This window comes from Pseudomonas sp. SWRI92 (assembly GCF_014268685.1).
Lineage (GTDB): Bacteria > Pseudomonadota > Gammaproteobacteria > Pseudomonadales > Pseudomonadaceae > Aquipseudomonas > Aquipseudomonas marvdashtae.
On sequence record NZ_JABWQY010000007.1, the window covers coordinates 102,071 to 125,617 of the forward strand.

The 23,547-nt window shown below is 60.2% G+C and carries 19 protein-coding genes; 18 read left to right on the plus strand and 1 reads right to left on the minus strand.

Annotated features, from left to right (window positions below):
* Positions 1-201 precede the first annotated feature (201 nt).
* Positions 202-480 (plus strand): cold shock domain-containing protein CspD, encoded by a 279-nt coding sequence (cspD, locus tag HU762_RS13540; protein WP_272976019.1) that lies wholly within the window; start codon positions 202-204, stop codon positions 478-480.
* A 76-nt stretch (positions 481-556) separates the two neighbouring features.
* On the opposite strand, the gene icd is transcribed toward cspD, so the two are convergent.
* Positions 557-1,813, minus strand: coding sequence for an NADP-dependent isocitrate dehydrogenase (icd, locus tag HU762_RS13545; protein ID WP_186609296.1), 1,257 nt, complete (start codon positions 1,811-1,813; stop codon positions 557-559).
* Positions 1,814-2,294: 481 nt separating this feature from the next.
* Here icd and HU762_RS13550 point away from each other — a divergent pair, with 481 nt between their 5' ends.
* The 17 genes from HU762_RS13550 to nuoH all read left to right on the plus strand — a co-directional run bounded on the left by HU762_RS13550 (position 2,295) and on the right by nuoH (position 23,544).
* Positions 2,295-4,520, plus strand: a complete 2,226-nt coding sequence (locus HU762_RS13550; RefSeq protein WP_186637657.1) for an NADP-dependent isocitrate dehydrogenase — start codon at positions 2,295-2,297, stop codon at positions 4,518-4,520.
* A gap of 493 nt (positions 4,521-5,013) precedes the next feature.
* Entirely contained in the window at positions 5,014-5,901 is an 888-nt protein-coding gene (locus tag HU762_RS13555) for a hypothetical protein (RefSeq protein WP_186637660.1), read from the plus strand.
* 204 nt (positions 5,902-6,105) lie between these two features.
* Complete coding sequence (locus tag HU762_RS13560; RefSeq protein ID WP_186637667.1) at positions 6,106-6,552, plus strand: NUDIX hydrolase; 447 nt, start codon at positions 6,106-6,108, stop codon at positions 6,550-6,552.
* A gap of 59 nt (positions 6,553-6,611) precedes the next feature.
* Positions 6,612-7,736: a tRNA 2-thiouridine(34) synthase MnmA gene (gene mnmA, locus HU762_RS13565; protein WP_186637669.1), complete on the plus strand. Its 1,125-nt coding sequence runs from the start codon at positions 6,612-6,614 to the stop codon at positions 7,734-7,736.
* The gene (hflD, locus tag HU762_RS13570) at positions 7,733-8,356 is read left to right on the plus strand and encodes a high frequency lysogenization protein HflD (protein ID WP_186637671.1); all 624 of its coding nucleotides are present in this window, start codon (positions 7,733-7,735) and stop codon (positions 8,354-8,356) included. Before mnmA ends, hflD begins: the two co-directional genes overlap by 4 nt.
* A gap of 123 nt (positions 8,357-8,479) precedes the next feature.
* Positions 8,480-9,850, plus strand: coding sequence for an adenylosuccinate lyase (gene purB, locus HU762_RS13575; protein WP_186609306.1), 1,371 nt, complete (start codon positions 8,480-8,482; stop codon positions 9,848-9,850).
* 84 nt (positions 9,851-9,934) lie between these two features.
* Positions 9,935-11,101: a cupin domain-containing protein gene (locus tag HU762_RS13580; RefSeq protein ID WP_186637673.1), complete on the plus strand. Its 1,167-nt coding sequence runs from the start codon at positions 9,935-9,937 to the stop codon at positions 11,099-11,101.
* On the plus strand, positions 11,094-11,519 hold the full coding sequence (locus tag HU762_RS13585; protein WP_186637675.1) for a GNAT family N-acetyltransferase: 426 nt from the start codon (positions 11,094-11,096) through the stop codon (positions 11,517-11,519). The genes HU762_RS13580 and HU762_RS13585 overlap by 8 nt, the downstream gene beginning before the upstream one ends.
* Before the next feature lie 271 nt (positions 11,520-11,790).
* The gene (locus HU762_RS13590; RefSeq protein ID WP_186637677.1) at positions 11,791-12,552 is read left to right on the plus strand and encodes a secretin N-terminal domain-containing protein; all 762 of its coding nucleotides are present in this window, start codon (positions 11,791-11,793) and stop codon (positions 12,550-12,552) included.
* Positions 12,553-13,009: 457 nt separating this feature from the next.
* Positions 13,010-14,335: an isocitrate lyase gene (gene aceA, locus HU762_RS13595; protein ID WP_186637679.1), complete on the plus strand. Its 1,326-nt coding sequence runs from the start codon at positions 13,010-13,012 to the stop codon at positions 14,333-14,335.
* A 538-nt stretch (positions 14,336-14,873) separates the two neighbouring features.
* The gene (locus tag HU762_RS13600) at positions 14,874-15,287 is read left to right on the plus strand and encodes an NADH-quinone oxidoreductase subunit A (RefSeq protein ID WP_030141323.1); all 414 of its coding nucleotides are present in this window, start codon (positions 14,874-14,876) and stop codon (positions 15,285-15,287) included.
* A gap of 10 nt (positions 15,288-15,297) precedes the next feature.
* Positions 15,298-15,972 (plus strand): NADH-quinone oxidoreductase subunit B, encoded by a 675-nt coding sequence (locus tag HU762_RS13605; RefSeq protein WP_186609323.1) that lies wholly within the window; start codon positions 15,298-15,300, stop codon positions 15,970-15,972.
* 72 nt (positions 15,973-16,044) lie between these two features.
* Complete coding sequence (nuoC, locus tag HU762_RS13610; protein ID WP_186637681.1) at positions 16,045-17,829, plus strand: NADH-quinone oxidoreductase subunit C/D; 1,785 nt, start codon at positions 16,045-16,047, stop codon at positions 17,827-17,829.
* A 2-nt stretch (positions 17,830-17,831) separates the two neighbouring features.
* Complete coding sequence (gene nuoE / locus HU762_RS13615) at positions 17,832-18,329, plus strand: NADH-quinone oxidoreductase subunit NuoE (RefSeq protein WP_186637683.1); 498 nt, start codon at positions 17,832-17,834, stop codon at positions 18,327-18,329.
* Positions 18,326-19,684, plus strand: coding sequence for an NADH-quinone oxidoreductase subunit NuoF (nuoF, locus tag HU762_RS13620; protein ID WP_186637685.1), 1,359 nt, complete (start codon positions 18,326-18,328; stop codon positions 19,682-19,684). The genes nuoE and nuoF overlap by 4 nt, the downstream gene beginning before the upstream one ends.
* 141 nt (positions 19,685-19,825) lie before the next feature.
* The gene (nuoG, locus tag HU762_RS13625; protein ID WP_186637686.1) at positions 19,826-22,540 is read left to right on the plus strand and encodes an NADH-quinone oxidoreductase subunit NuoG; all 2,715 of its coding nucleotides are present in this window, start codon (positions 19,826-19,828) and stop codon (positions 22,538-22,540) included.
* Positions 22,537-23,544, plus strand: coding sequence for an NADH-quinone oxidoreductase subunit NuoH (gene nuoH, locus HU762_RS13630; RefSeq protein ID WP_186609329.1), 1,008 nt, complete (start codon positions 22,537-22,539; stop codon positions 23,542-23,544). The genes nuoG and nuoH overlap by 4 nt, the downstream gene beginning before the upstream one ends.
* Positions 23,545-23,547: the final 3 nt, after the last annotated feature.

The window sequence follows — 23,547 nt, forward strand, 5'->3', positions numbered from 1 at the left end:
CGAATACAGTGATGGGGCCACTTGCAGGCGATTTCAACCGCTACTGCCCGATCACCTTGACTATCGGGAAATCGGTGTTACAACCAATAGAGCCCACCGTGGGTTAAAAAGGTCCGCGAAGTCAATCCGATTTCCATTGATCGACGGCGGATGATCAGGATGATACTCCGTTGCCGGGGTGTGTTGCAGAGGGAAATTGGTATGTCGGGCACCGGGATGCGATTCAAGGGAAAGGTAAAATGGTTCAACAATGCCAAGGGCTATGGCTTCATCAACGAAGAAAACCAAACCGAAGACCTGTTTGCACATTTTTCGGCGATCCAGATGGACGGTTATAAAACCTTGAAGGCCGGGCAAGCCGTGACATTCGATAAAATCCAGGGACCCAGGGGCGTGCACGCCATTGCCATTGTCCCCGTCGACGTGCAGACCGATGCCGCCCCGGTAGTCGTCCGGACCCGCGTCACCGAAAACCACTGAAGCCCTGCCCCAACGTCATGAAAAATGCCCGGTTCGATCACTCGAACCGGGCATTTTCTTTGTGGCCTGGACGCGCTTACATGTGCGAAATCAGCGCATCGCCGAAGCCAGAAGAAGACACCAGCTTGGCGCCGTCCATCAAGCGTTCGAAGTCATAGGTCACGGTCTTGGCCGAAATCGCGCCGTTGGTGCCCTTGATGATCAGGTCGGCCGCTTCGGTCCAACCCATGTGGCGCAGCATCATCTCCGCCGACAGGATCAGCGAACCCGGGTTGACCTGGTCCTTGCCTGCATACTTGGGCGCGGTGCCGTGGGTGGCTTCGAACATCGCCACGGTGTCTGACAGGTTGGCGCCCGGCGCAATACCGATACCGCCCACTTCCGCCGCCAGGGCGTCGGAGAGGTAGTCACCGTTCAGGTTCAGGGTCGCGATCACGTCGTATTCGGCCGGACGCAGCAGGATCTGCTGCAACATCGCATCGGCGATGGCGTCCTTGACGATGACATTCTTGCCGGTCCGCGGGTTCTTGAACTGCATCCACGGCCCGCCGTCGAGCAGGGTGGCGCCGAATTCCTCGGCTGCTACTTCGTAGGCCCATTCCTTGAAGGCACCTTCGGTGAACTTCATGATGTTGCCTTTATGCACGATGGTCAGCGAATCGCGGTCATTGTCGACAACATATTGCAGGGCTTTGCGCGCCAGGCGCTTGGTGCCCTGCTTGGAAACCGGCTTGACACCGATACCGCAATCTTCGTCGAAGCGGATCTTGGTGACGCCCATTTCTTCTTTCAGGAATTTGATGACCTTGGTGGCCTCGGCCGAACCGGCTTTCCATTCGATACCGGCATAGATATCTTCGGAGTTCTCGCGGAAGATCGTCATGTCCACGTCGCCAGGCTTCTTGACCGGGCTGGGCACGCCTTCGAACCAGCGCACCGGGCGCAGGCAGACATAAAGGTCGAGTTGCTGGCGCAGCGCTACGTTCAGCGAGCGGATACCACCACCGACCGGGGTGGTCAGCGGACCCTTGATGGAAACCACATAGTCTTTGACCGCGTCCAGGGTTTCCTGGGGAAGCCAAGTGTCCTGGTCGTAGACCTGGGTAGCTTTTTCACCCGCGTAGACTTCCATCCAGGAAATCTTGCGCTTGCCGCCATAAGCCTTCTCAACCGCTGCGTCGACGACCTTGATCATGACCGGACTGATATCAACGCCAATGCCATCGCCTTCGATGAAGGGGATGATCGGGTTGTCGGGAACATTAAGAGAATGGTCTGCATTGACGGTGATTTTGTCACCGACGGCCGGAACCTGAATCTTTTGATACCCCATGCTGAACTCCATTGCTTGGATTGAACATCTGGCTGCGTTCGAGCGTACCCCAGTTGTATCGGCACGCAAACCCTACGTTCGGCCCATGCCGGGCAAATTAATCAACTTCGCCGCGTACAAGCCTGAAAACCAAGGGAAAAGCGCCAAACTTGAGCATAGCCCAGCCCTGCGACCTGCGACGTTTAGACCAATGGACGTGTACGGAAGTCTATGAACCGTCGGCAGATCGCCAGCTACCTATGTATAATGCCGCCGCTGACCACAGGGTCACGACGGCTGATGGCTCTATCACGAGACTTTCCGCCTGCTTGAAAGCCGGTCCGTTACCGCGGCCCAACCGCTTGACGCTCGACTGATGCACCCAACATCACCGCGAAGAAACCTCGACATTCGGCTCACGGATGACTTTGAACGAACGCGCTTACCCGGCGCCCCTCGAGTTTCTGCGCATGCTTTAGCAAAGAAGAGAGTTAATCCGAATATGCCCACCCGCTCGAAGATCATCTATACCTTCACCGACGAAGCGCCTGCCCTCGCCACCTATTCGCTGCTGCCGATCGTCGAAGCTTTTACCGCTTCGGCCGATATCGCCGTGGAAACCCGCGATATCTCCCTCGCAGGGCGCATCCTGGCCAGCTTCCCCGAGCAACTGGGTGACAAAGCCGTAGCCGACCACCTCGCCGAACTGGGCGACCTGGCCGTCACGCCTGAAGCCAACATCATCAAGCTGCCGAACATCAGCGCCTCAGTGCCGCAACTGCAGGCCGCGGTCAAGGAATTGCAGGCCCAGGGCTATGCGCTGCCGGACTACCCGGAAACCGTCAGCACCGACGCCGAGAAAGAAGTCCGCGCCCGCTACGACAAGGTCAAGGGCAGCGCCGTGAACCCGGTCCTGCGCGAAGGCAACTCCGACCGCCGCGCGCCGCTGTCGGTCAAGAACTATGCCCGCAAGCATCCGCACAAGATGGGCGCCTGGGCTGCCGACTCCAAGTCCCACGTGGCCCACATGAGCACCGGTGATTTCTACGGCAGCGAAAAAGCCGCCCTGATCGACGCCGCGGGCAGCGTGAAAATCGAGCTGATCGCCAAGGACGGCACTGCCACCGTCCTGAAGGAAAAGACCACCGTACAAGCCGGTGAGATCCTCGACTGCGCAGTCATGAGCAAAAACGCCCTGCGCAACTTCATCGCCGCTGAAATTGAAGACGCCAAGCAAAAAGGCGTCCTGCTGTCGGTCCACCTCAAAGCCACCATGATGAAGGTCTCCGACCCGATCATGTTCGGCCAGATCGTCGCCGAGTACTACAAGGACGCGCTGGCCAAGCACGCCCAGGTACTGGAGCAGATCGGCTTCAACCTGAACAACGGCATCGGCGACCTGTACGCCCGCATCAAGGCCCTGCCGGCCGAGCAGCAGGCGCAGATCGAAGCCGACATCCAGGCGGTCTATGCCGTTCGTCCGGCGCTGGCGATGGTCAACTCCGACAAAGGCATCACCAACCTGCACGTGCCGAGCGACGTTATCGTCGACGCCTCGATGCCGGCCATGATCCGTGACTCCGGCAAGATGTGGGGCACCGACGGCCAGCTGCACGACACCAAGGCCGTGATCCCGGATCGCTGCTACGCCACCATCTACCAGGCGGTGATCGAAGACTGCAAGCAACACGGCGCGTTCGACCCAACCACCATGGGCAGCGTGCCGAACGTCGGCCTGATGGCCAAGAAAGCCGAAGAGTACGGCTCCCACGACAAGACTTTCCAGATCAAGGCTGACGGTGTAGTCCGTGTCTCGGACAACAACGGTCGCACCGTGCTGGAGCAGAACGTCGAGGCTGGCGACATCTTCCGCATGTGCCAGACCAAGGACGCGCCGATCCAGGATTGGGTCAAGCTGGCCGTCAACCGTGCCCGCGCCAGCAGCACCCCGGCGATCTTCTGGCTGGACCCGATGCGCGCCCACGATGGCGTGATGATCGAGAAGGTCCAGGCTTACCTGAAGGACCACGACACCTCCGGCCTGGACATCCGCATCATGTCGCCTGTCGACGCGATGAAGTTCACCCTGGGCCGTACCCGCGAAGGCAAGGACACCATTTCGGTGACCGGTAACGTGCTGCGCGATTACCTGACCGACCTGTTCCCGATCATGGAACTGGGCACCAGCGCCAAGATGCTGTCAATCGTGCCGCTGATGAACGGCGGCGGCCTGTTCGAAACCGGCGCCGGCGGTTCGGCACCCAAGCACGTCCAGCAACTGCTGGAAGAAAACTTCCTGCGCTGGGATTCCCTGGGCGAGTTCCTGGCCTTGGCCGCCTCCCTGGAACATCTGGGCGCGACCTACGACAACCCTAAAGCGCTGGTGCTGGCCAAGACCCTCGACCAGGCCACTGGCGAGTTCCTGGACCGCAACAAGTCGCCTTCACGTAAGGTCGGCGGCATCGACAACCGCGGCAGCCACTTCTACCTGACCCTGTTCTGGGCCCAGGCACTGGCCGCCCAGGACGACGACGCAGCCCTCAAGGCTCAGTTCACGACCCTGGCCAAGACCCTGACCGACAACGAAGAAACAATCGTTGCCGAGCTCAACGCCGTCCAAGGCAAGCCAGTGGACATCGGCGGTTACTACTTCGCCAACCCTGAGCTGACCAGCAAAGCCATGCGCCCAAGCACCACCTTCAACGCGGCGATTGCTGCGCTGGTGTAAGGCTGTAAGGAAGCACCACGAACCCCGGCCTTGTGCCGGGGTTTGTGTTTTTTAAATATGGATTTAGTTACAAAAACGCAAATCACCATTCTGGCATGGCTCCAACCTCTGTATTTATCCCTTATGCCATGCATTTTGATCGCGAAAGAATATAGCTCACTGTCAACTCTGACAGGCCACAACGGCTGAATCCTTCGCTACCCTCACCGTGACGGAGATAGACACATACCAATAATACAGTCCGGTAGCTGTCTTCCCCACGACTGTGATTTCGCTAAAACCAACCCTCACGAACGAACAGGTTTCAAATATTTCTACTTTTTTTGAAGCGTATGGTTTTCAATCAAAAAACTTTGTGAGCATGCCCTATTGAAGGTTTGGATGAGTTGGTTGATCGCCTATGCAGCGATATCAATCCTTGTACAAGGTTTGAGTTTTTACAGTACGCGCTGAAAACTCATCGCCTGACTCGCACACCCAGAGGAAACCCACCATGAAAAAAAATGCGCAAGTTCCCAGGAACGCTCAAATACCTTTCACCATTATAAATTGGAGCAATCAACGTCTAGTAGTAGGATCTCCCGCCCTGTGTAGGAGGTTGGGCCTTAATGAACCTTTTGAATACCTTAAAGCAGAGGAATTCACCGATACGTTCTCCATACACTGCTCTATAGATACTCGCCAAAACGACCATGGACAAACCTATAGCTACAACACCTCCTCCCAAGAGCTAATATTTAAAAGCCCCCACACCGTGTACAGATTCAACTTAAATAAGTTCGGAAATCAAGTCATCTACTCAACCAGCTCTCCAGGTGCCCGCATTAGCACTCCCCCTTTCATCTTCGATGACTTTTCAATGCTCATTCAGTTGGAAATGCTAGAACCAGGTACAGAAGCCAGCCAAAAGACAGATAAGGCCAACAGGCAGCTCGAGCATCTGATTGGCCACCCGGTCATTCAACATCCTTCAAACGACCCCGTACATCCTGCTCCCAAAGAAAAAGCCTCCCAAGTTGTTATCGGAACCACGGATAAATTCTCTTTCTTATCCAACGTCAACCTCTATTTTTCGGGGGGTGACGTATATCAAGAATCGCCTCCAGGACAAATGAATAAAGTTGACCGACACGGCAGGGGTTTTCCAGGACCGGGCACCGACTTCTACCTCACGCCGGACAAGGGTTATCCACCTGGCGTAACAACCCTGACTATAAAGGACGGCTTCTCGGAAGCAACCGCCGTCGTCAAATTCGACCACGACACATCAAGGAAGCAGGTAACCATCACCATCGAATCATTCACGAGCAAACTTTGTGACATCCGAGATTTTGAATACCTCGACAGATCCTTTCCGAATGCGATATGCATGGCTCTTTAAGGAGCGCCCGGACCATAGGCCATCGAAGGGGTACTGGTATTTACATCTAAGACCCGCGTCGTTAACAAGGAGAACGTAAGCACCCGTGTGGGAGTTTGTTCGGGACTGCGATCCGTCGTTCATTTAATATTGACCGACCCACCGCTATCACGAACAAGCTTACTTCCACCGGGTCGGCACCCAATCTGAGAAAAGAAGAACCTTATGAACTGGCACCCCCACGTCACCGTCGCCACCCTCGTCGAAGACAACGGCCGCTTCCTGATGGTGGAAGAATCCAAAGGCGGACGCGCGGTACTCAACCAACCCGCCGGCCACCTGGACCCCAACGAAACCCTCATCGAAGCCGCCATACGCGAAACCCTCGAAGAAACCGGCTGGGACGTCGAGCCCACCAGCGTCACCGGCATCTACCTCTACACAGCCCCGAGCAACGGCGTGACCTACCAGCGAGTCTGCTTCGCCGCCAAGGCCTTGAAACACCACCCGGAATATCAACTGGACGACGGCATCCTCGGCGCCCATTGGTTGACCCGCGACGAACTGCTCGAACAGCGCGACCGCTGGCGTAGCGAGCTGATTATCCGCTGTATCGACGATTTTCTGGCCGGCCACCGCCACAGCCTGTCGCTGATCCGCCCTTCTCTTTAGCCTTGCGCGCCCGGGCCTGATAGAATCGCGTCCTTTTTCAAGACACACATTGAATTCCTATGCGTGATCCAGCCTCTTCGAATACCCCTAAACAGCGCGTCATAGTCGGCATGTCCGGCGGCGTGGACTCTTCCGTTTCCGCCCTTCTGCTGATCGAGCAGGGTTACGAGGTGGAAGGCCTGTTCATGAAGAACTGGGAAGAAGACGACGGAACCGAATACTGCACCGCCATGGACGACCTCGCAGACGCCCAGGCCGTCTGCGACAAGATCGGCATCAAGCTGCACACCGCCAACTTCGCCGCCGAATACTGGGACAACGTGTTTGAGCATTTCCTGGCCGAATACAAGGCTGGGCGCACGCCGAACCCGGACATCCTCTGCAACCGCGAAATCAAGTTCAAGGCGTTCCTCGATTACGCCATGATGCTCGGTGCCGACCTGATCGCCACCGGCCACTACGTGCGCCGCCGCGATATCGACGGCCGCACCGAACTGCTCAAGGGCCTGGACCCGAACAAGGACCAGAGCTACTTCCTGCATGCCGTCGGCGGCGAGCAGATCGCCAAGACCCTGTTCCCGGTGGGGGAACTGGAAAAGCCCGAAGTGCGCGCGATCGCCGAGAAACACCAGCTCGCCACCGCCAAGAAAAAGGATTCGACCGGGATCTGCTTCATCGGCGAGCGTCGCTTCAGCGATTTCCTCAAGCAATACCTGCCAGCCCAGCCGGGCGAGATCAAGACGACGGAAGGCGAAGTCATCGGTCGTCACCATGGCTTGATGTACCACACCATCGGCCAGCGCCAGGGCCTGGGCATCGGCGGGCTGAAAGATGCCGGCGAAGAGCCGTGGTACGTGCTGGTCAAGGACCTGGAGCACAACGAGCTGATCGTCGGCCAGGGCAACGACCATCCGTGGCTGTTCTCCCGCGCCCTGCTCGCCTCCGACATCTATTGGGTCAACCCGATCGACCTCAGCGAGCCGCGCCGCCTGACGGCCAAGGTTCGCTACCGCCAGAGCGACCAGCCCTGCACCCTGGAAAAAACCGCCAGCGGTTATCGCGCCACGTTCGATGATCCGCAGCGCGCGGTCACACCCGGCCAGTCCGTGGTGTTCTATGACGACGACATCTGCCTGGGCGGCGGCGTGATCGAAGTCGCCGAGCCTTGGAGCAACAAGGCATGACGCCGACCCAGGAGCAATTGACGGCACTGGGCGGCGTGTTTCTCGCCGCCGTGCTGGTGGACCGGATTGCCAAGACCGGCCAGGCCACCGAAGCCGGCCTGGGCTGCATGCTCGGCAGCTTGCTGGTGCGCGATCCCAAGGACACGCTGGAAGTCTACGGCGGCGACGACCTGAACCTGCGCGAAGGCTATCGCGCCTTGATCGGCGCCCTGGAGCGCGACCCCAGCACCCTGCAACGCGAACCGCTGCGCTACGCCCTGTCGATGCTGGGCCTGGAACGCCAGTTGGCCAAGCGCGACGATCTGCTCGAAACCATTGGCAAGCGCCTGCCGCAGATCCAGTCCCAGGTCGAGCACTTCGGGCCGTCCCACGAAAACGTCATCGCCGCCTGCGGTGCGCTGTACCAGGACACCCTGAGCACCTTGCGCCAGCGCATCCAGGTCCATGGCGACATGCGCAACCTGCAGCAACCGAACAACGCCTCGAAGATTCGCGCCCTGCTGTTGGCCGGGATTCGCTCGGCACGGCTATGGCGACAGCTCGGTGGTCATCGCTGGCAACTGGTGATCAGCCGACGCAAATTGTTGAAAGAGCTTTACCCGTTGATGCGCAACGAATAAGTCGCCTCAACCTGTTTTTTAGCTTATTACGCGTAACACGCCGGTCAGTTGGCGACGGACCGGCGCTGGTTTTCATGTATGATACGCGCCCCATTTCGTTGCCCGACTGTCCGAGAACACCCCATGCAGCTCTCTTCGCTCACTGCGGTTTCCCCTGTAGACGGCCGCTACGCCGGCAAAACCCAGGCCCTGCGCCCGATTTTCAGCGAGTACGGCCTGATTCGTGCCCGCGTCCTGGTTGAAGTGCGCTGGCTCCAGCGCCTGGCCGCCCACCCTGGCATTGGCGAAGTCCCGGCCTTTTCCGCCGAAGCCAACGCGGTATTGAACACCCTGGCCGACAATTTCGCGCTGGAGCACGCCGAGCGCGTCAAAGAAATCGAGCGCACCACCAACCACGACGTCAAGGCCATCGAATACCTGCTCAAGGAGCAGGCCGCCAAGCTGCCGGAGCTGGCCAACGTCAGCGAGTTCATTCACTTTGCCTGCACCAGCGAGGACATCAACAACCTGTCCCACGCCCTGATGCTGCGCGAAGGTCGTGACGACGTGCTGCTGCCGCTGATGCGCCAGACCGCCCAGGCCATCCGCGAGCTGGCAATCCGCTTCGCCGACGTGCCGATGCTCTCGCGCACCCATGGTCAACCGGCCTCGCCGACCACCTTGGGCAAGGAGCTGGCGAACGTGGTGTACCGCCTGGAGCGCCAGATCGCCCAGGTTGCTGCCGTGCCATTGCTGGGCAAGATCAACGGTGCCGTGGGCAACTACAACGCCCACCTCTCGGCCTACCCGGACATCGACTGGGAAGCCAACGCCCGCGCCTTCATCGAAGACGAACTGGGTCTGAGCTTCAACCCGTACACCACGCAGATCGAGCCGCACGACTACATCGCCGAGCTGTTCGATGCGATCGCCCGCTTCAACACCATCCTGATCGACTTCGACCGTGATATCTGGGGCTACATCTCCCTGGGTTATTTCAAGCAGCGCACCATTGCCGGCGAAATCGGTTCCTCGACCATGCCGCATAAGGTCAACCCGATCGACTTCGAAAACTCCGAAGGCAACCTGGGCATCGCCAACGCGCTGTTTCAACACCTGGCGAGCAAGCTGCCGATTTCCCGCTGGCAGCGCGACCTGACCGACTCCACCGTGCTGCGCAACCTGGGCGTGGGTTTTGCCCACAGCGTCATCGCCTACGAGGCCAGCCTCAAGGGCATCAGCAAGCTGGAACTGAACGAGCAGAAAATCGCCGCTGACCTGGACGCCTGCTGGGAAGTCCTGGCCGAGCCGATCCAGACCGTCATGCGTCGCTACAACATCGAAAACCCGTATGAAAAGCTCAAAGAACTGACCCGTGGCAAGGGCATCAGCCCTGAAGCGCTGCAGACTTTCATCGATGGCCTGGACATGCCTGCCGAGGCCAAGGCTGAGCTGAAGAAGCTGACACCGGCCAGTTACATCGGCAACGCAGCGGCACAAGCCAAGCGCATCTGATACACCGCTTCATCTTTGAGACGCCCGGCCGCGCCGGGCGTTTTTATTCGCGTCTGAAAAGTATATTTTTTCAATAGGTTACACATGAATCCTGATATTCCACTGCAACTCCTGGGCGGCATCACGGCACGGGAGTTCCTGCGCGACTACTGGCAGAAAAAACCGCTGCTGATCCGTCAGGCAATCCCTGACTTCGAAAGCCCGATCGACGCCGACGAGTTGGCTGGCCTGGCGCTTGAAGAAGAGGTCGAGTCGCGCCTGGTGATCGAGCACGGCGAGCGTCCGTGGGAGCTTCGTCGCGGCCCGTTCGCCGAGGACGAATTCAGCAAGCTGCCGGAGCGCGAGTGGACCCTGCTGGTACAGGCTGTCGATCAGTTCGTCCCGGAAGTCAGCGAACTGCTTGAACATTTCCGCTTCCTGCCGAGCTGGCGCATCGATGATGTGATGATCAGCTTCGCCGCCCCCGGTGGCGGCGTAGGCCCGCATTTCGACAACTACGACGTGTTCCTGCTGCAAGGCCATGGCAAGCGCAACTGGAAAATCGGCCAGATGTGCGACTCCGAGAGCCCGCTGCTGCCGCACGCGGACTTGCGCATCCTCGCCGATTTCGAAGCCACCGACGAGTGGGTCCTGGAACCGGGGGACATGCTCTACCTGCCGCCACGCCTGGCCCATTGCGGCGTCGCCGTGGATGATTGCATGACTTACTCGGTGGGTTTCCGCGCGCCGAGCGCGGCCGAGGTCCTGACACATTTCACCGACTTCCTCAGCCAGTTCCTGCCTGACGAAGAGCGCTACACCGACGCCGATGCGCGCCCTGTCGCCGATCCGCATCAGATCCAGCACGACGCCCTCGACCGACTCAAGGGTCTGCTGGCCGAGCACATGAGCGACGAACGCCTGTTGCTGACCTGGTTTGGCCAGTTCATGACCGAGCCGCGCTACCCGGAACTGGTGGTCGGTCCGGAGATGGAAGAGGACGACCTGCTGGCCGGCCTGGAACAGGGCGCGGTGATCATCCGCAACCCGAGCGCCCGCCTCGCCTGGTCGGAAGTCGATGATGACCTGCTGTTGTTCGCCAGCGGCCAGAGCCGTTACCTGCCGGGCAAGCTGCGTGACCTGTTGAAGATGATTTGCGCCGCCGACGCGCTGCACATCGAGAACCTCGGGCCATGGCTGGCCGATGAAGACGGTCGCGGCCTGATCTGCGAATTGGTCAAACAAGGCAGCCTGGGGTTCGCCGATGAATAAAATTCACGTTCGTGTCGCAGACTGGCAAAAGGATAACGCCGAGATCCGGCGCATTCGTGAAACGGTGTTCATTGCCGAGCAATCCGTGCCACCGGAGCTGGAGTGGGATTCGGATGACCAGGAAGCGGTACATTTTCTGGCCTACGAAGGCGACTTTCCCATCGGCACCGCACGCCTCCTGGTCGACGGCCACATCGGACGCGTTTCGGTCCTCAAGGATTGGCGCGGCCTGAAGGTGGGCGATGCGCTGATGCACGCGGTGATCGCCGAGGCCGAGAAACGCGGTCTCCAGCAACAGATGCTCAGCGCGCAGGTGCATGCCACGCCGTTCTATGAGCGACTGGGGTTTACGGTGGTGAGCGAGGAGTTTCTGGAGGCCGGAATTCCTCATGTGGACATGGTCCGTCATTCGGCCTGAACACCGCTGGAAGCAGCAACACAATACTCTGTGGCGAGGGAGCTTGCTCCCGCTGGGTCGCGCAGCGACCCCAAAAAAACGAGGGCCGCTGCGCAGCCCAACGGGAGCAAGCTCCCTCGCCACAAAGGCAGCATGCAACAACATGATGCAACGCCCAAAAACGCCCCGCCATCCATCGATGCCGGGGCGTTTTGCCGTCTACCATTCAACTTGCCCCATCCGGGGCCGACAAACTGGCAATATCTAGCCTTTGTCTCGCGGAGAAATGGACATGTCCCTACGTACCCTGCTGACCACCTTGCTGCTCGGTTGCAGCCTGTCAGTCATGGCCGCCACCGAAATCGTGCCGCTGAACTACCGAACCAGCGCGGATCTGCTGCCGGTGGCGCAGAATTTCATCGGCAAGGACGGTCAGGTCAGCGCCTACGGCAACCAGTTGATCGTCAACGCCGAGCCCGGCAAGATCGCCGAGCTTCGGCAATTCCTGGCCCAACTGGACACCGCCCCCAAGCGCTTGCTGATCACCGTGGACACCAACGAGAACAATCTGCAGGGCGACCAGGGCTATTCCATCAACGGCGCCGCCCCCAGCCAGACCCGCATCATCAACCGCGGCACGGCCAGCCGTGACGGTGGCGTGCAACAGATCCAGGCCAGCGAAGGCCAGCCGGCGTTGATCCAGGTCGGCCAGAGCGTGCCGTTCACCAGCAACCAGACCGACAGTTACGGCCGCCTGCAAAGCCAGACCGAATACCGCAACGTCACCCAAGGTTTTTATGTGACGGCCAGCGTCACTGGCGAGACCGTTCATCTGAACATCAGTACCAACCGTGACCGCATGAGCCAGGAACGTCCCGATGTAGTGAACGTACAAAGTACCGACACAACCGTCAGCGGTCGCCTGGGCGAATGGATCACCCTGGCCGGCGTAAATCGCCAGACGCAAGCCGATAAACAGGGCCTGACCCGCAGCTACTCGACCCAAGGCCGGGACGACATGATTTTGCGGGTCAAGGTCGACACCCTGAACTAAAGCACCAAAAACTGACTGATGAGTCGTATTAGACCAAAGATGTAGTGCTTGAAAAAAAGCACTACAAAACGTTTGACGAGCCAAAAAACCGAAGGCATGATGGCCTCGCTCCCGCTAATCAGGGGCCCTGGCAAGGGCCTTCGGGTCGACGCTTGCAACTACCCTGCGAGCCGATTCGTGTCTGTACCGCCCACAAGGTGTGTTTGACGAGGTTGCGACTGGAACGAAGTTGTCCCGAGGGACGGAAGCGTAACTAGGTAACCCGGCATCACTCTGAGTTCGTATCAAGGCCCACGACGCCCGAATGCGCCCGCAGTTCGCCTCTACCTGCTCACTTTCCCCTCGAGCCCATCGTTCATCCCGTCGCCTCCCCGCCTGAACCGACTTGTACGCCAACCCCCTGGTCGGCAGGAGCAGGAATTTTCCACCCCAGACCTATGCGACGAGGTTTATCTCCATGGCACTGACACGCGAACAGCAAATTGCAGCCCTTGAAAAAGACTGGGCTGAAAACCCGCGCTGGAAAGGCGTGAAGCGCAATTACTCCGCTGCTGACGTCGTCCGTCTGCGTGGTTCGGTTCAACCTGAGCACACCTTTGCGAAAATGGGCGCCGAGAAGCTGTGGAACCTGGTCACCCAGGGCGCCAAGCCAGCCTTCCGCCCCGAAAAAGATTTCGTCAACTGCATGGGCGCCCTGACTGGCGGCCAGGCTGTGCAGCAAGTCAAAGCCGGTATCCAGGCGATCTACCTGTCGGGCTGGCAAGTGGCGGCGGACAACAACTCCGCCGAATCCATGTACCCCGACCAGTCGCTGTACCCGGTGGATTCGGTTCCAACCGTGGTCAAGCGCATCAACAACTCGTTCCGTCGCGCCGACCAGATCCAGTGGAAAGCCGGCAAGAACCCGGGCGACGAAGGCTACATCGATTACTTCGCGCCGATCGTGGCTGACGCCGAAGCCGGTTTCGGCGGCGTACTGAACGCCTACGAGCTGATGAAAAGCATGATCGAAGCAGGCGCCGCCGGCGTTCACTTCGAAGACCAGCTGGCCTCGGTGAAAAAATGCGGCCATATGGGCGGCAAAGTATTGGTGCCAACCCAGGAAGCCGTGCAGAAGCTGACCGCTGCCCGTCTGGCTGCCGACGTTGCCGGTACGCCGACCATCATCCTGGCGCGCACCGACGCTAACGCGGCCGACCTGCTGACGTCCGATTGCGACCCGTACGACCAGCCATTCGTGACTGGCGAACGTACCCAGGAAGGCTTCTACAAGGTGCGCGCCGGTCTTGACCAGGCCATCGCCCGCGGCCTGGCCTACGCCCCGTACGCCGACCTGATCTGGTGCGAAACCGCCAAGCCGGACCTGGACGAAGCCCGTCGCTTCGCCGAAGCGATCAAGAAGGAATACCCGGACCAACTGCTGTCGTACAACTGCTCGCCTTCCTTCAACTGGAAGAAAAACCTGGACGACGCGACCATCGCCAAGTTCCAGCGCGAGCTGTCCGCCATGGGCTACAAGCACCAGTTCATCACCCTGGCCGGCATTCACAACATGTGGCACAGCATGTTCAACCTGGCGCACGACTACGCCCGCAACGACATGACTGCCTACGTGAAACTGCAAGAACAAGAGTTCGCTGACGCTTCCAAAGGCTACACCTTCGTGGCCCACCAGCAGGAAGTCGGCACCGGCTACTTCGACGACATGACCACCGTGATCCAGGGCGGCACCTCGTCGGTGACCGCACTGACCGGGTCGACCGAAGAAGAGCAGTTCCACTGATCAAAACGTGTAAACGGCCCTTGCGGACCGAATAAAAGCTAACCGCAAAGCCGACGATTTGAAGCCCCGACTGGTTCGGGGCTTTTTTTCGCCTACGCTTGGAGGATAAACATCACCCCCTGGGCGCGCATCGAGCAAAAAATTGATCGAACGCAGTATCGGACAGTCTGAAAAAGAGTGAAACGGCCGGCGCTGACAATTGCTGTCGCTGCTATATAAGACAAGTTCTCAGTCGTTGAACGGACTGCACAGGACAAAGACCGTCCAAACAATAATAATTATCATTTGAAAGGCGTTTTCATTGTTACATCCCGAACAAAATACTCATCACCGAACAACAGCCAATCCCCGCCCCGTCGGGGCTGCGGGGTCACGGAGGCACGCTATGTCCTTATTCCAATAAATAATTTCGCCATTGGAATTTTACTTGCCCGGTGTTTAGCCATAAAATCACCGCGATTGATTGCTGCGACATATCGTCACTGCGTTATTTCTTTTCAAGCTCAGAGACCTTTGCTCTCTGTTAAGGATTTCCAGCATGCCCGAAGCGACAGGACTCATGGCCCACAACTGGGGCTTTGCCATTTTCCTTCTGGGCGTTGTCGGCCTGTGTGCCTTCATGCTCGGCGTATCGAGCCTGCTCGGGTCAAAAGCCTGGGGCCGCAGCAAGAATGAACCGTTCGAGTCCGGCATGCTGCCTACCGGTGGCGCCCGCTTGCGGCTCTCAGCCAAATTCTATCTGGTCGCGATGCTGTTCGTGATCTTCGATATCGAAGCCCTTTTTCTCTTTGCATGGTCTGTGTCCGTCCGCGAAAGCGGCTGGACCGGATTCGTCGAAGCTCTCGTTTTCATAGCAATTCTGTTGGCAGGTCTTGTCTACCTTTACCGGGTGGGGGCGCTTGATTGGGCTCCGGAAGCTCGGCGTAAGCGGCAGGCGAAGCTGAAACAATGAGGCTTTGGCAATGCAATACAATCTCACCAGGATCGACCCCGATGCTCCTAACGAGCAATATCCGATCGGCAAGCGGGAAACCGTCTCCGATCCGTTAGAAGATCAAGTCCACAAGAACATCTTCATGGGCAAGCTCGAAGACGTGCTGAACAGCACGGTCAACTGGGGTCGCAAGAACTCCCTGTGGCCGTACAACTTCGGCCTTTCGTGCTGCTACGTGGAAATGACCACTGCCTTCACGGCGCCCCACGACATCGCGCGCTTTGGCGCCGAGGTGATCCGGGCATCGCCGCGCCAGGCGGATTTCATGGTTATCGCCGGTACGCCGTTCCTGAAAATGGCCCCCATCATCCAGCGCCTGTATGAACAGATGCTGGAACCCAAGTGGGTCATTTCCATGGGCGCCTGTGCCAACTCCGGCGGCATGTACGACATTTATTCCGTGGTCCAGGGAGTCGATAAATTCCTCCCGGTGGATGTCTATGTGCCCGGCTGCCCGCCCCGCCCCGAAGCGTTCCTGCAAGGCTTGATGCTGCTGCAGGAATCGATCGGCCAGGAGCGTCGCCCACTGTCCTGGGTCGTCGGTGATCAAGGCGTCTACCGCGCCGACATGCCGTCGCAAAAGGAACAGCGCCGCGAACAGCGAATCGCAGTCACCAACCTGCGCAGCCCCGACGAAGTCTGATCCAGCTCTGTTCTGTAGAAGAAACGAGAACCTGGCTTCATTCTTTACGTTGACCGAAAGCGATAAATAACCATGACTACAGGCAGTGCTCTGTACATCCCGCCTTACAAGGCAGACGACCAGGATGTGGTCGTCGAACTGAACAACCGCTTTGGCGCCGAGGCGTTCACCGCCCAGGCCACCCGCACCGGCATGCCGGTGCTTTGGGTTGCCCGCGCCAAACTCATCGAAGTCCTGACATTCCTGCGTAACCTGCCCAAGCCGTACGTCATGCTCTATGACCTGCACGGCGTGGACGAGCGCCTGCGCACCAAGCGCCAAGGGTTGCCGGGCGGCGTCGACTTCACCGTGTTCTACCACCTGCTGTCGGTGGAGCGTAATAGTGACGTGATGATCAAAGTCGCCTTGTCCGAAAGCGACCTCAGCGTGCCGACCGTGACCGGCATCTGGCCGAATGCCAATTGGTACGAGCGTGAAGTCTGGGACATGTTCGGCATCGACTTCCCCGGCCATCCGCACCTGACCCGCATCATGATGCCGCCGACCTGGGAAGGTCACCCGCTGCGCAAGGACTTCCCGGCCCGCGCCACCGAGTTCGACCCCTACAGCCTGACGCTGGCCAAGCAACAGCTCGAGGAAGAGTCGGCGCGGTTCAAGCCCGAAGATTGGGGCATGAAGCGTTCGGGCGCCAACGAGGACTATATGTTTCTCAACCTGGGTCCGAACCACCCTTCGGCCCACGGTGCGTTCCGCATCATCCTGCAACTGGACGGTGAAGAAATCGTCGATTGCGTCCCGGACATCGGCTACCACCACCGTGGCGCCGAGAAGATGGGCGAGCGCCAGTCCTGGCACAGCTACATCCCGTACACCGACCGCATCGATTACCTCGGCGGCGTGATGAACAACCTGCCGTACGTCCTGTCGGTGGAAAAACTGGCGGGTATCACGGTGCCGGACCGGGTCAACGTGATTCGCATCATGATGGCCGAGTTCTTCCGTATCACCAGCCACCTGCTATTCCTGGGTACCTATATCCAGGACGTGGGCGCCATGACGCCGGTGTTCTTCACCTTCACCGACCGCCAGAAAGCCTACACCGTGATCGAAGCCATCACCGGTTTCCGCCTGCACCCGGCCTGGTACCGCATCGGTGGTGTTGCGCACGACCTGCCACGCGGTTGGGAAAAGCTGGTCAAGGACTTCGTCGAGTGGATGCCCAAGCGCCTGGACGAATACACCAAGGCTGCGTTGCAGAACAGCATCCTCAAGGGCCGTACCGTCGGCGTTGCCGCCTACAACACCAAGGAAGCGCTGGAATGGGGCGTCACCGGCCCGAACCTGCGCTCCACCGGCCTGGATTTCGACCTGCGCAAGGCGCGCCCCTACTCCGGCTACGAGAACTTCGAGTTCGAAGTGCCGCTGGCGGCCAATGGCGATGCCTATGACCGCTGCATGGTTCGCGTCGAGGAAATGCGCCAGAGCATCAAGATCATCGACCAGTGCATGCGCAACATGCCGGAAGGCCCGTACAAGGCGGATCACCCGCTGACCACGCCGCCGCCAAAAGAGCGCACGCTGCAACACATCGAGACCTTGATCACGCACTTCCTGCAGGTTTCGTGGGGCCCGGTCATGCCGGCCAACGAATCCTTCCAGATGATCGAAGCGACCAAGGGCATCAACAGTTATTACCTGACGAGCGACGGCGGCACCATGAGCTACCGCACCCGGATTCGCACCCCAAGCTACCCTCACCTGCAGCAGATCCCTTCGGTGATCAAAGGCAGCATGGTCGCGGACTTGATTGCGTACCTGGGTAGTATCGATTTCGTTATGGCCGACGTGGACCGCTAAGCATGAACAGCACGCTTATCCAGACTGACCGTTTCGCCCTGAGCGAAACCGAGCGCTCGGCCATCGAGCACGAGCTGCATCACTACGAAGACCCGCGCGCGGCGTCGATCGAAGCCCTGAAGATCGTCCAGAAGGAACGTGGCTGGGTGCCTGATGGCGCGCTCTACGCCATCGGCGAGATCCTCGGCATCCCGGCCAGCGACGTCGAAGGCGTGGCTACTTTCTATAGCCAGATTTTCCGCCAGCCAGTAGGCCGCCACATCATTCGCGTCTGCGACAGCATGGTCTGCTACATCGGCGGCCATGAGTCGGTGGTCGACGAGATCCAGAGCAAGCTGGGCATCGGCCTGGGCCAGACCACCGCCGACGGCCGCTTCACGCTGCTGCCGGTGTGCTGCCTGGGCAACTGTGACAAGGCACCGGCGCTGATGATCGACGACGACACCTTTGGTGACGTTAAGCCTGACGGCGTCGCCAAACTGCTGGAGGGCTACGTATGACCCTGACTTCCTTCGGGCCCGCCAACCGCATCCAGCGTTCGGCCGAAACCCATCCCCTGACCTGGCGTCTACGTGACGACGGCGAAGCGGTGTGGCTGGACGAATACCAGGCGAAGAATGGCTACGCCGCCGCGCGCAAAGCGTTTGCCGACATGGCCGCCGACGACATCGTCCAGACCGTGAAAGACGCCGGCCTCAAGGGCCGCGGCGGTGCGGGCTTCCCCACTGGGGTGAAGTGGGGCCTGATGCCCAAGGACGAGTCCATCAACATCCGCTACCTGCTGTGCAACGCGGACGAGATGGAACCCAACACCTGGAAAGACCGCATGCTGATGGAGCAACTGCCCCATCTGCTGATCGAAGGCATGCTGATCAGCGCCCGTGCCCTGAAGACCTACCGTGGCTATATCTTCCTGCGCGGCGAATACACCACCGCCGCCAAGCACCTGAACCGTGCGGTGGAAGAAGCCAAGGCCGCGGGCCTGCTGGGCAAGAACATCCTGGGCAGCGGCTTCGACTTCGAGCTGTTCGTCCACACCGGTGCCGGGCGCTACATCTGCGGTGAAGAAACCGCGCTGATCAACTCCCTGGAAGGCCGCCGCGCCAACCCACGCTCCAAGCCGCCCTTCCCCGCCGCCGTCGGCGTGTGGGGCAAGCCAACCTGCGTGAACAACGTCGAGACCCTGTGCAACGTGCCGGCAATCATTGCCGACGGCGTGGACTGGTACAAATCCCTGGCCCGCGACGGCAGTGAAGACATGGGCACCAAGCTCATGGGCTTCTCCGGCAAGGTCAAGAACCCTGGCCTGTGGGAATTGCCATTCGGCGTCACCGGTCGCGAGTTGTTCGAGGACTACGCCGGCGGCATGCGCGACGGCTACAAGCTCAAGTGCTGGCAGCCTGGCGGCGCCGGCACCGGCTTCCTGTTGCCGGAGCACCTGGACGCCCAAATGTACGCCGGCGGCATCGCCAAGGTCGGCACCCGGATGGGTACCGGCCTGGCCATGGCGGTGGACGACAGCGTCAACATGGTCTCGCTGCTGCGCAACATGGAAGAGTTCTTCTCCCGTGAGTCGTGCGGTTTTTGCACCCCTTGCCGCGACGGCCTGCCGTGGAGCGTCAAGCTGCTGCGAGCCATTGAAAACGGCGAAGGCCAGCCCGGCGACATCGAGACCCTGCTGGGTCTGGTGGGTTTCCTCGGCCCAGGCAAGACCTTCTGTGCTCACGCACCGGGTGCCGTGGAGCCGTTGGGCAGCGCAATCAAATACTTCCGCCCTGAATTCGAGGCCGGCATCGCGCCCACCCGCGCGGGCGATCTCAACCAGGTGGTCACGCCGACCATGGTCGGCGCGTAACGACGCTTTAAAAGGCGCAGGGTCCGTGCCCTGCGCCTTTCGTCCGATGACGCCTTTTACCCAGGCTGTTTGGATTCGGACGAATAACAAGATTCCATTAGCCACGCCCGCTGACACCGGGCCAACGAAGAACTTTGAACCATGGCCACTATCCACGTAGACGGCAAAGAGCTCGAAGTCGATGGCGCAGACAACCTGTTACAGGCGTGTCTGTCGCTGGGCCTCGACATTCCTTATTTCTGCTGGCACCCCGCCCTTGGCAGCGTTGGCGCTTGTCGCCAGTGCGCGGTCAAGCAGTACACCGACGAAAACGACAAGCGTGGTCGGATCGTCATGTCCTGCATGACCCCTGCCACCGACGGCAGCTGGATCTCCATCGACGACGAAGAAGCGAAAGTGTTTCGCGCCAGCGTCGTCGAATGGCTGATGACCAACCACCCTCACGACTGCCCGGTCTGTGAAGAAGGCGGTCATTGCCACCTGCAAGACATGACCGTGATGACCGGCCACAACGAGCGCCGTTATCGCTTCACCAAGCGCACGCACCAGAACCAGGACCTCGGCCCGTTCATTTCCCACGAAATGAACCGCTGCATCGCCTGCTACCGTTGCGTGCGTTTCTACAAGGACTACGCCGGCGGCACCGACCTGGGCGTGTTCGGCGCCCACGACAACGTGTATTTCGGTCGCGTTGAAGACGGCACCCTGGAAAGCGAGTTCTCCGGCAACCTCACCGAGGTCTGCCCGACCGGTGTGTTCACCGACAAGACGCACTCCGAGCGCTACAACCGCAAGTGGGACATGCAGTTCTCGCCGAGCATCTGCCATGGCTGCTCCAGCGGTTGCAACATCAGCCCCGGCGAACGCTACGGCGAACTGCGTCGCATCGAAAACCGCTACAACGGTTCGGTGAACCAATATTTCCTGTGCGACCGTGGCCGTTTCGGCTATGGCTACGTCAATCGCAAGGATCGCCCACGCCAGCCGCTGCTCGCGGGCGGCGCCAAGCTGAGCCTGGACGAAGCCCTGGACAAGGCCGCCGAACTGCTGCGCGGTCGCAACATCGTCGGCATCGGTTCGCCACGGGCCAGCCTGGAAAGCAACTACGCCCTGCGTGAGCTGGTTGGCACCGAGCACTTCTACAGCGGCATCGAAGCCGGCGAGCTGGAACGTATTCGCCTGGTGCTGCAAGTGCTCAAGGACAGCCCGCTGCCCGTGCCGACGATGCGCGACATAGAAGACCACGACGCGGTGTTCGTCCTTGGCGAAGACCTGACCCAGACCGCCGCCCGCATGGCCCTGGCCCTGCGCCAGTCGGTCAAGGGCAAGGCCGAGGACATGGCCGACGCCATGCGCGTGCAGCCGTGGCTCGACGCCGCCGTGAAGAACATCGGCCAGGACGCGCTGAACCCGTTGTTCATCGCCAGCCTCGCTGAAACCAAGCTCGACGACGTGGCCGAAGAATGCGTCCACGCCGCCCCGGACGACCTGGCCCGCATCGGTTTCGCCGTGGCCCACGCCTTGGACACCAGCGCCCCGGCCGTCGACGGCCTGGACAGCGAAGCAGTCGCCCTCGCCCAACGCATTGCCGACGCCCTGCTGGCGGCCAAGCGCCCACTGATCATCGCCGGCACCTCCCTGGGTTCCAAAGCGCTGATCGAAGCCGCGGCCAACATCGCCAAGGCCCTGAAGCTGCGTGAGAAGAACGGCTCCATCAGCCTGATCGTGCCGGAAGCCAACAGCCTTGGCCTGGCCATGCTCGGTGGCGAATCGGTTGACGCAGCCCTGCAAGCCGTGATCGACGGCAACGCCGACGCCATTGTGGTGCTGGAGAACGACCTGTTCACCCGCACTGACACGGCCAAGGTCGATGCCGCGTTGAACGCCGCCAAGGTCGTGATCGTCGCTGACCATCAGAAGACCGCCACCACCGACCGCGCCGACCTCGTGCTGCCGGCGGCGAGCTTCGCCGAAGGCGACGGTACGCTGGTCAGCCAGGAAGGTCGCGCCCAGCGCTTCTTCCAGGTGTTCGACCCGACTTACCTGGACGCCAGCATCCTGATCCACGAAGGCTGGCGCTGGCTGCACGCCCTGCGCGCCACCCTGCTGAACCAGCCGATCGACTGGACGCAACTGGACCACGTCACCGCCGCTGTTGCCTCGAGCAGCCCGCAGCTGAACCGCATCGTCGACGCCGCGCCGTCCGCCGCGTTCCGCATCAAGGGGTTGAAACTGGCCCGTGAACCGCTGCGCTATTCCGGCCGCACCGCGATGCGCGCCAACATCAGCGTTCACGAACCGCGTACTTCCCAAGACAAGGACACCGCGTTCGCCTTCTCCATGGAAGGTTACTCGGGCTCCGCCGAACCGCGCTCGCAAGTGCCGTTCGCCTGGTCGCCAGGATGGAACTCGCCGCAAGCCTGGAACAAGTTCCAGGACGAAGTCGGTGGTCACCTGCGCGCCGGTGATCCGGGCACCCGCCTGATCGAAACCCAGGGCGATGGCCTCGGCTGGTTCGCCAGCGTGCCGCGCGCCTTCAACCCGGCACCTGGTACTTGGCAGGTCGTGCCGTTCCATCATCTGTTCGGCAGCGAAGAAAACTCTTCCAAGGCCGAGCCGGTCAAGGAACGCATCCCGGCGGCCTACGTGTCGTTGGCCAAGTCCGAAGCCGATCGCCTGGGCGTCAATGACGGCGCCCTGCTGAGCCTGAACGTGGCCGGCCAGACCCTGCGTCTGCCGCTGCGCATCAATGAAGAACTGGGCGCCGGCCTGGTGGCACTGCCGGCCGGCCTGGCGGGTATTCCACCGGCGATTTTCGGTAAAACCGTCGACGGTCTGCAGGAGGCAGCGCAATGAGCTGGTTCACCCCTGAAGTGATCGCGGTGATCCTGACGGTCCTCAAGGCCATCGTGATCCTGCTGGCCGTGGTGGTCTGCGGCGCGTTGCTGAGCTTCGTCGAACGTCGCCTGCTGGGCTGGTGGCAGGACCGCTACGGTCCTAACCGCGTCGGCCCGTTCGGCATGTTCCAGATCGCCGCCGACATGATCAAGATGTTCTTCAAGGAAGACTGGACCCCGCCGTTTGCCGACAAGGTGATCTTCACCCTGGCACCGGTCGTGGCCATGAGCGCCTTGCTGATCGCTTTCGCGGTCATCCCGATCACCCCGACCTGGGGCGTGGCGGACCTGAACATCGGCCTGCTGTTCTTCTTCGCCATGGCTGGCCTGTCGGTGTATGCGGTGTTGTTCGCCGGTTGGTCGAGCAACAACAAGTTCGCCCTGCTCGGCAGCCTGCGGGCCTCGGCCCAGACCGTGTCCTATGAAGTGTTCATGGGCCTGTCGCTGATGGGCATCGTGATCCAGGCCGGCTCGTTCAACATGCGCGACATTGTCGAGTACCAGGCCCAGAACCTGTGGTTCATCATTCCGCAGTTCTTCGGTTTCTGTACCTTCTTCATCGCTGGCGTGGCCGTGACTCACCGTCACCCCTTCGACCAGCCGGAAGCGGAACAGGAACTGGCCGACGGTTACCACATTGAATATGCCGGCATGAAATGGGGCATGTTCTTCGTCGGTGAGTACATCGGCATCATCCTGATCTCGGCGCTGCTGGTGACGCTGTTCTTCGGTGGCTGGCACGGTCCGTTCGGCATCCTGCCGCAACTGTCCTTCGTCTGGTTCGCCTTGAAAACTGCGTTCTTCATCATGTTGTTCGTCCTGCTGCGCGCCTCGATCCCGCGTCCGCGCTACGACCAGGTGATGGATTTCAGCTGGAAGTTCTGCCTGCCGCTGACCCTGATCAACATGCTGGTGACCGCTGCGATCGTTTTGATGAACGCGCCTGCGGCCGCGGTTCAGTGAGGA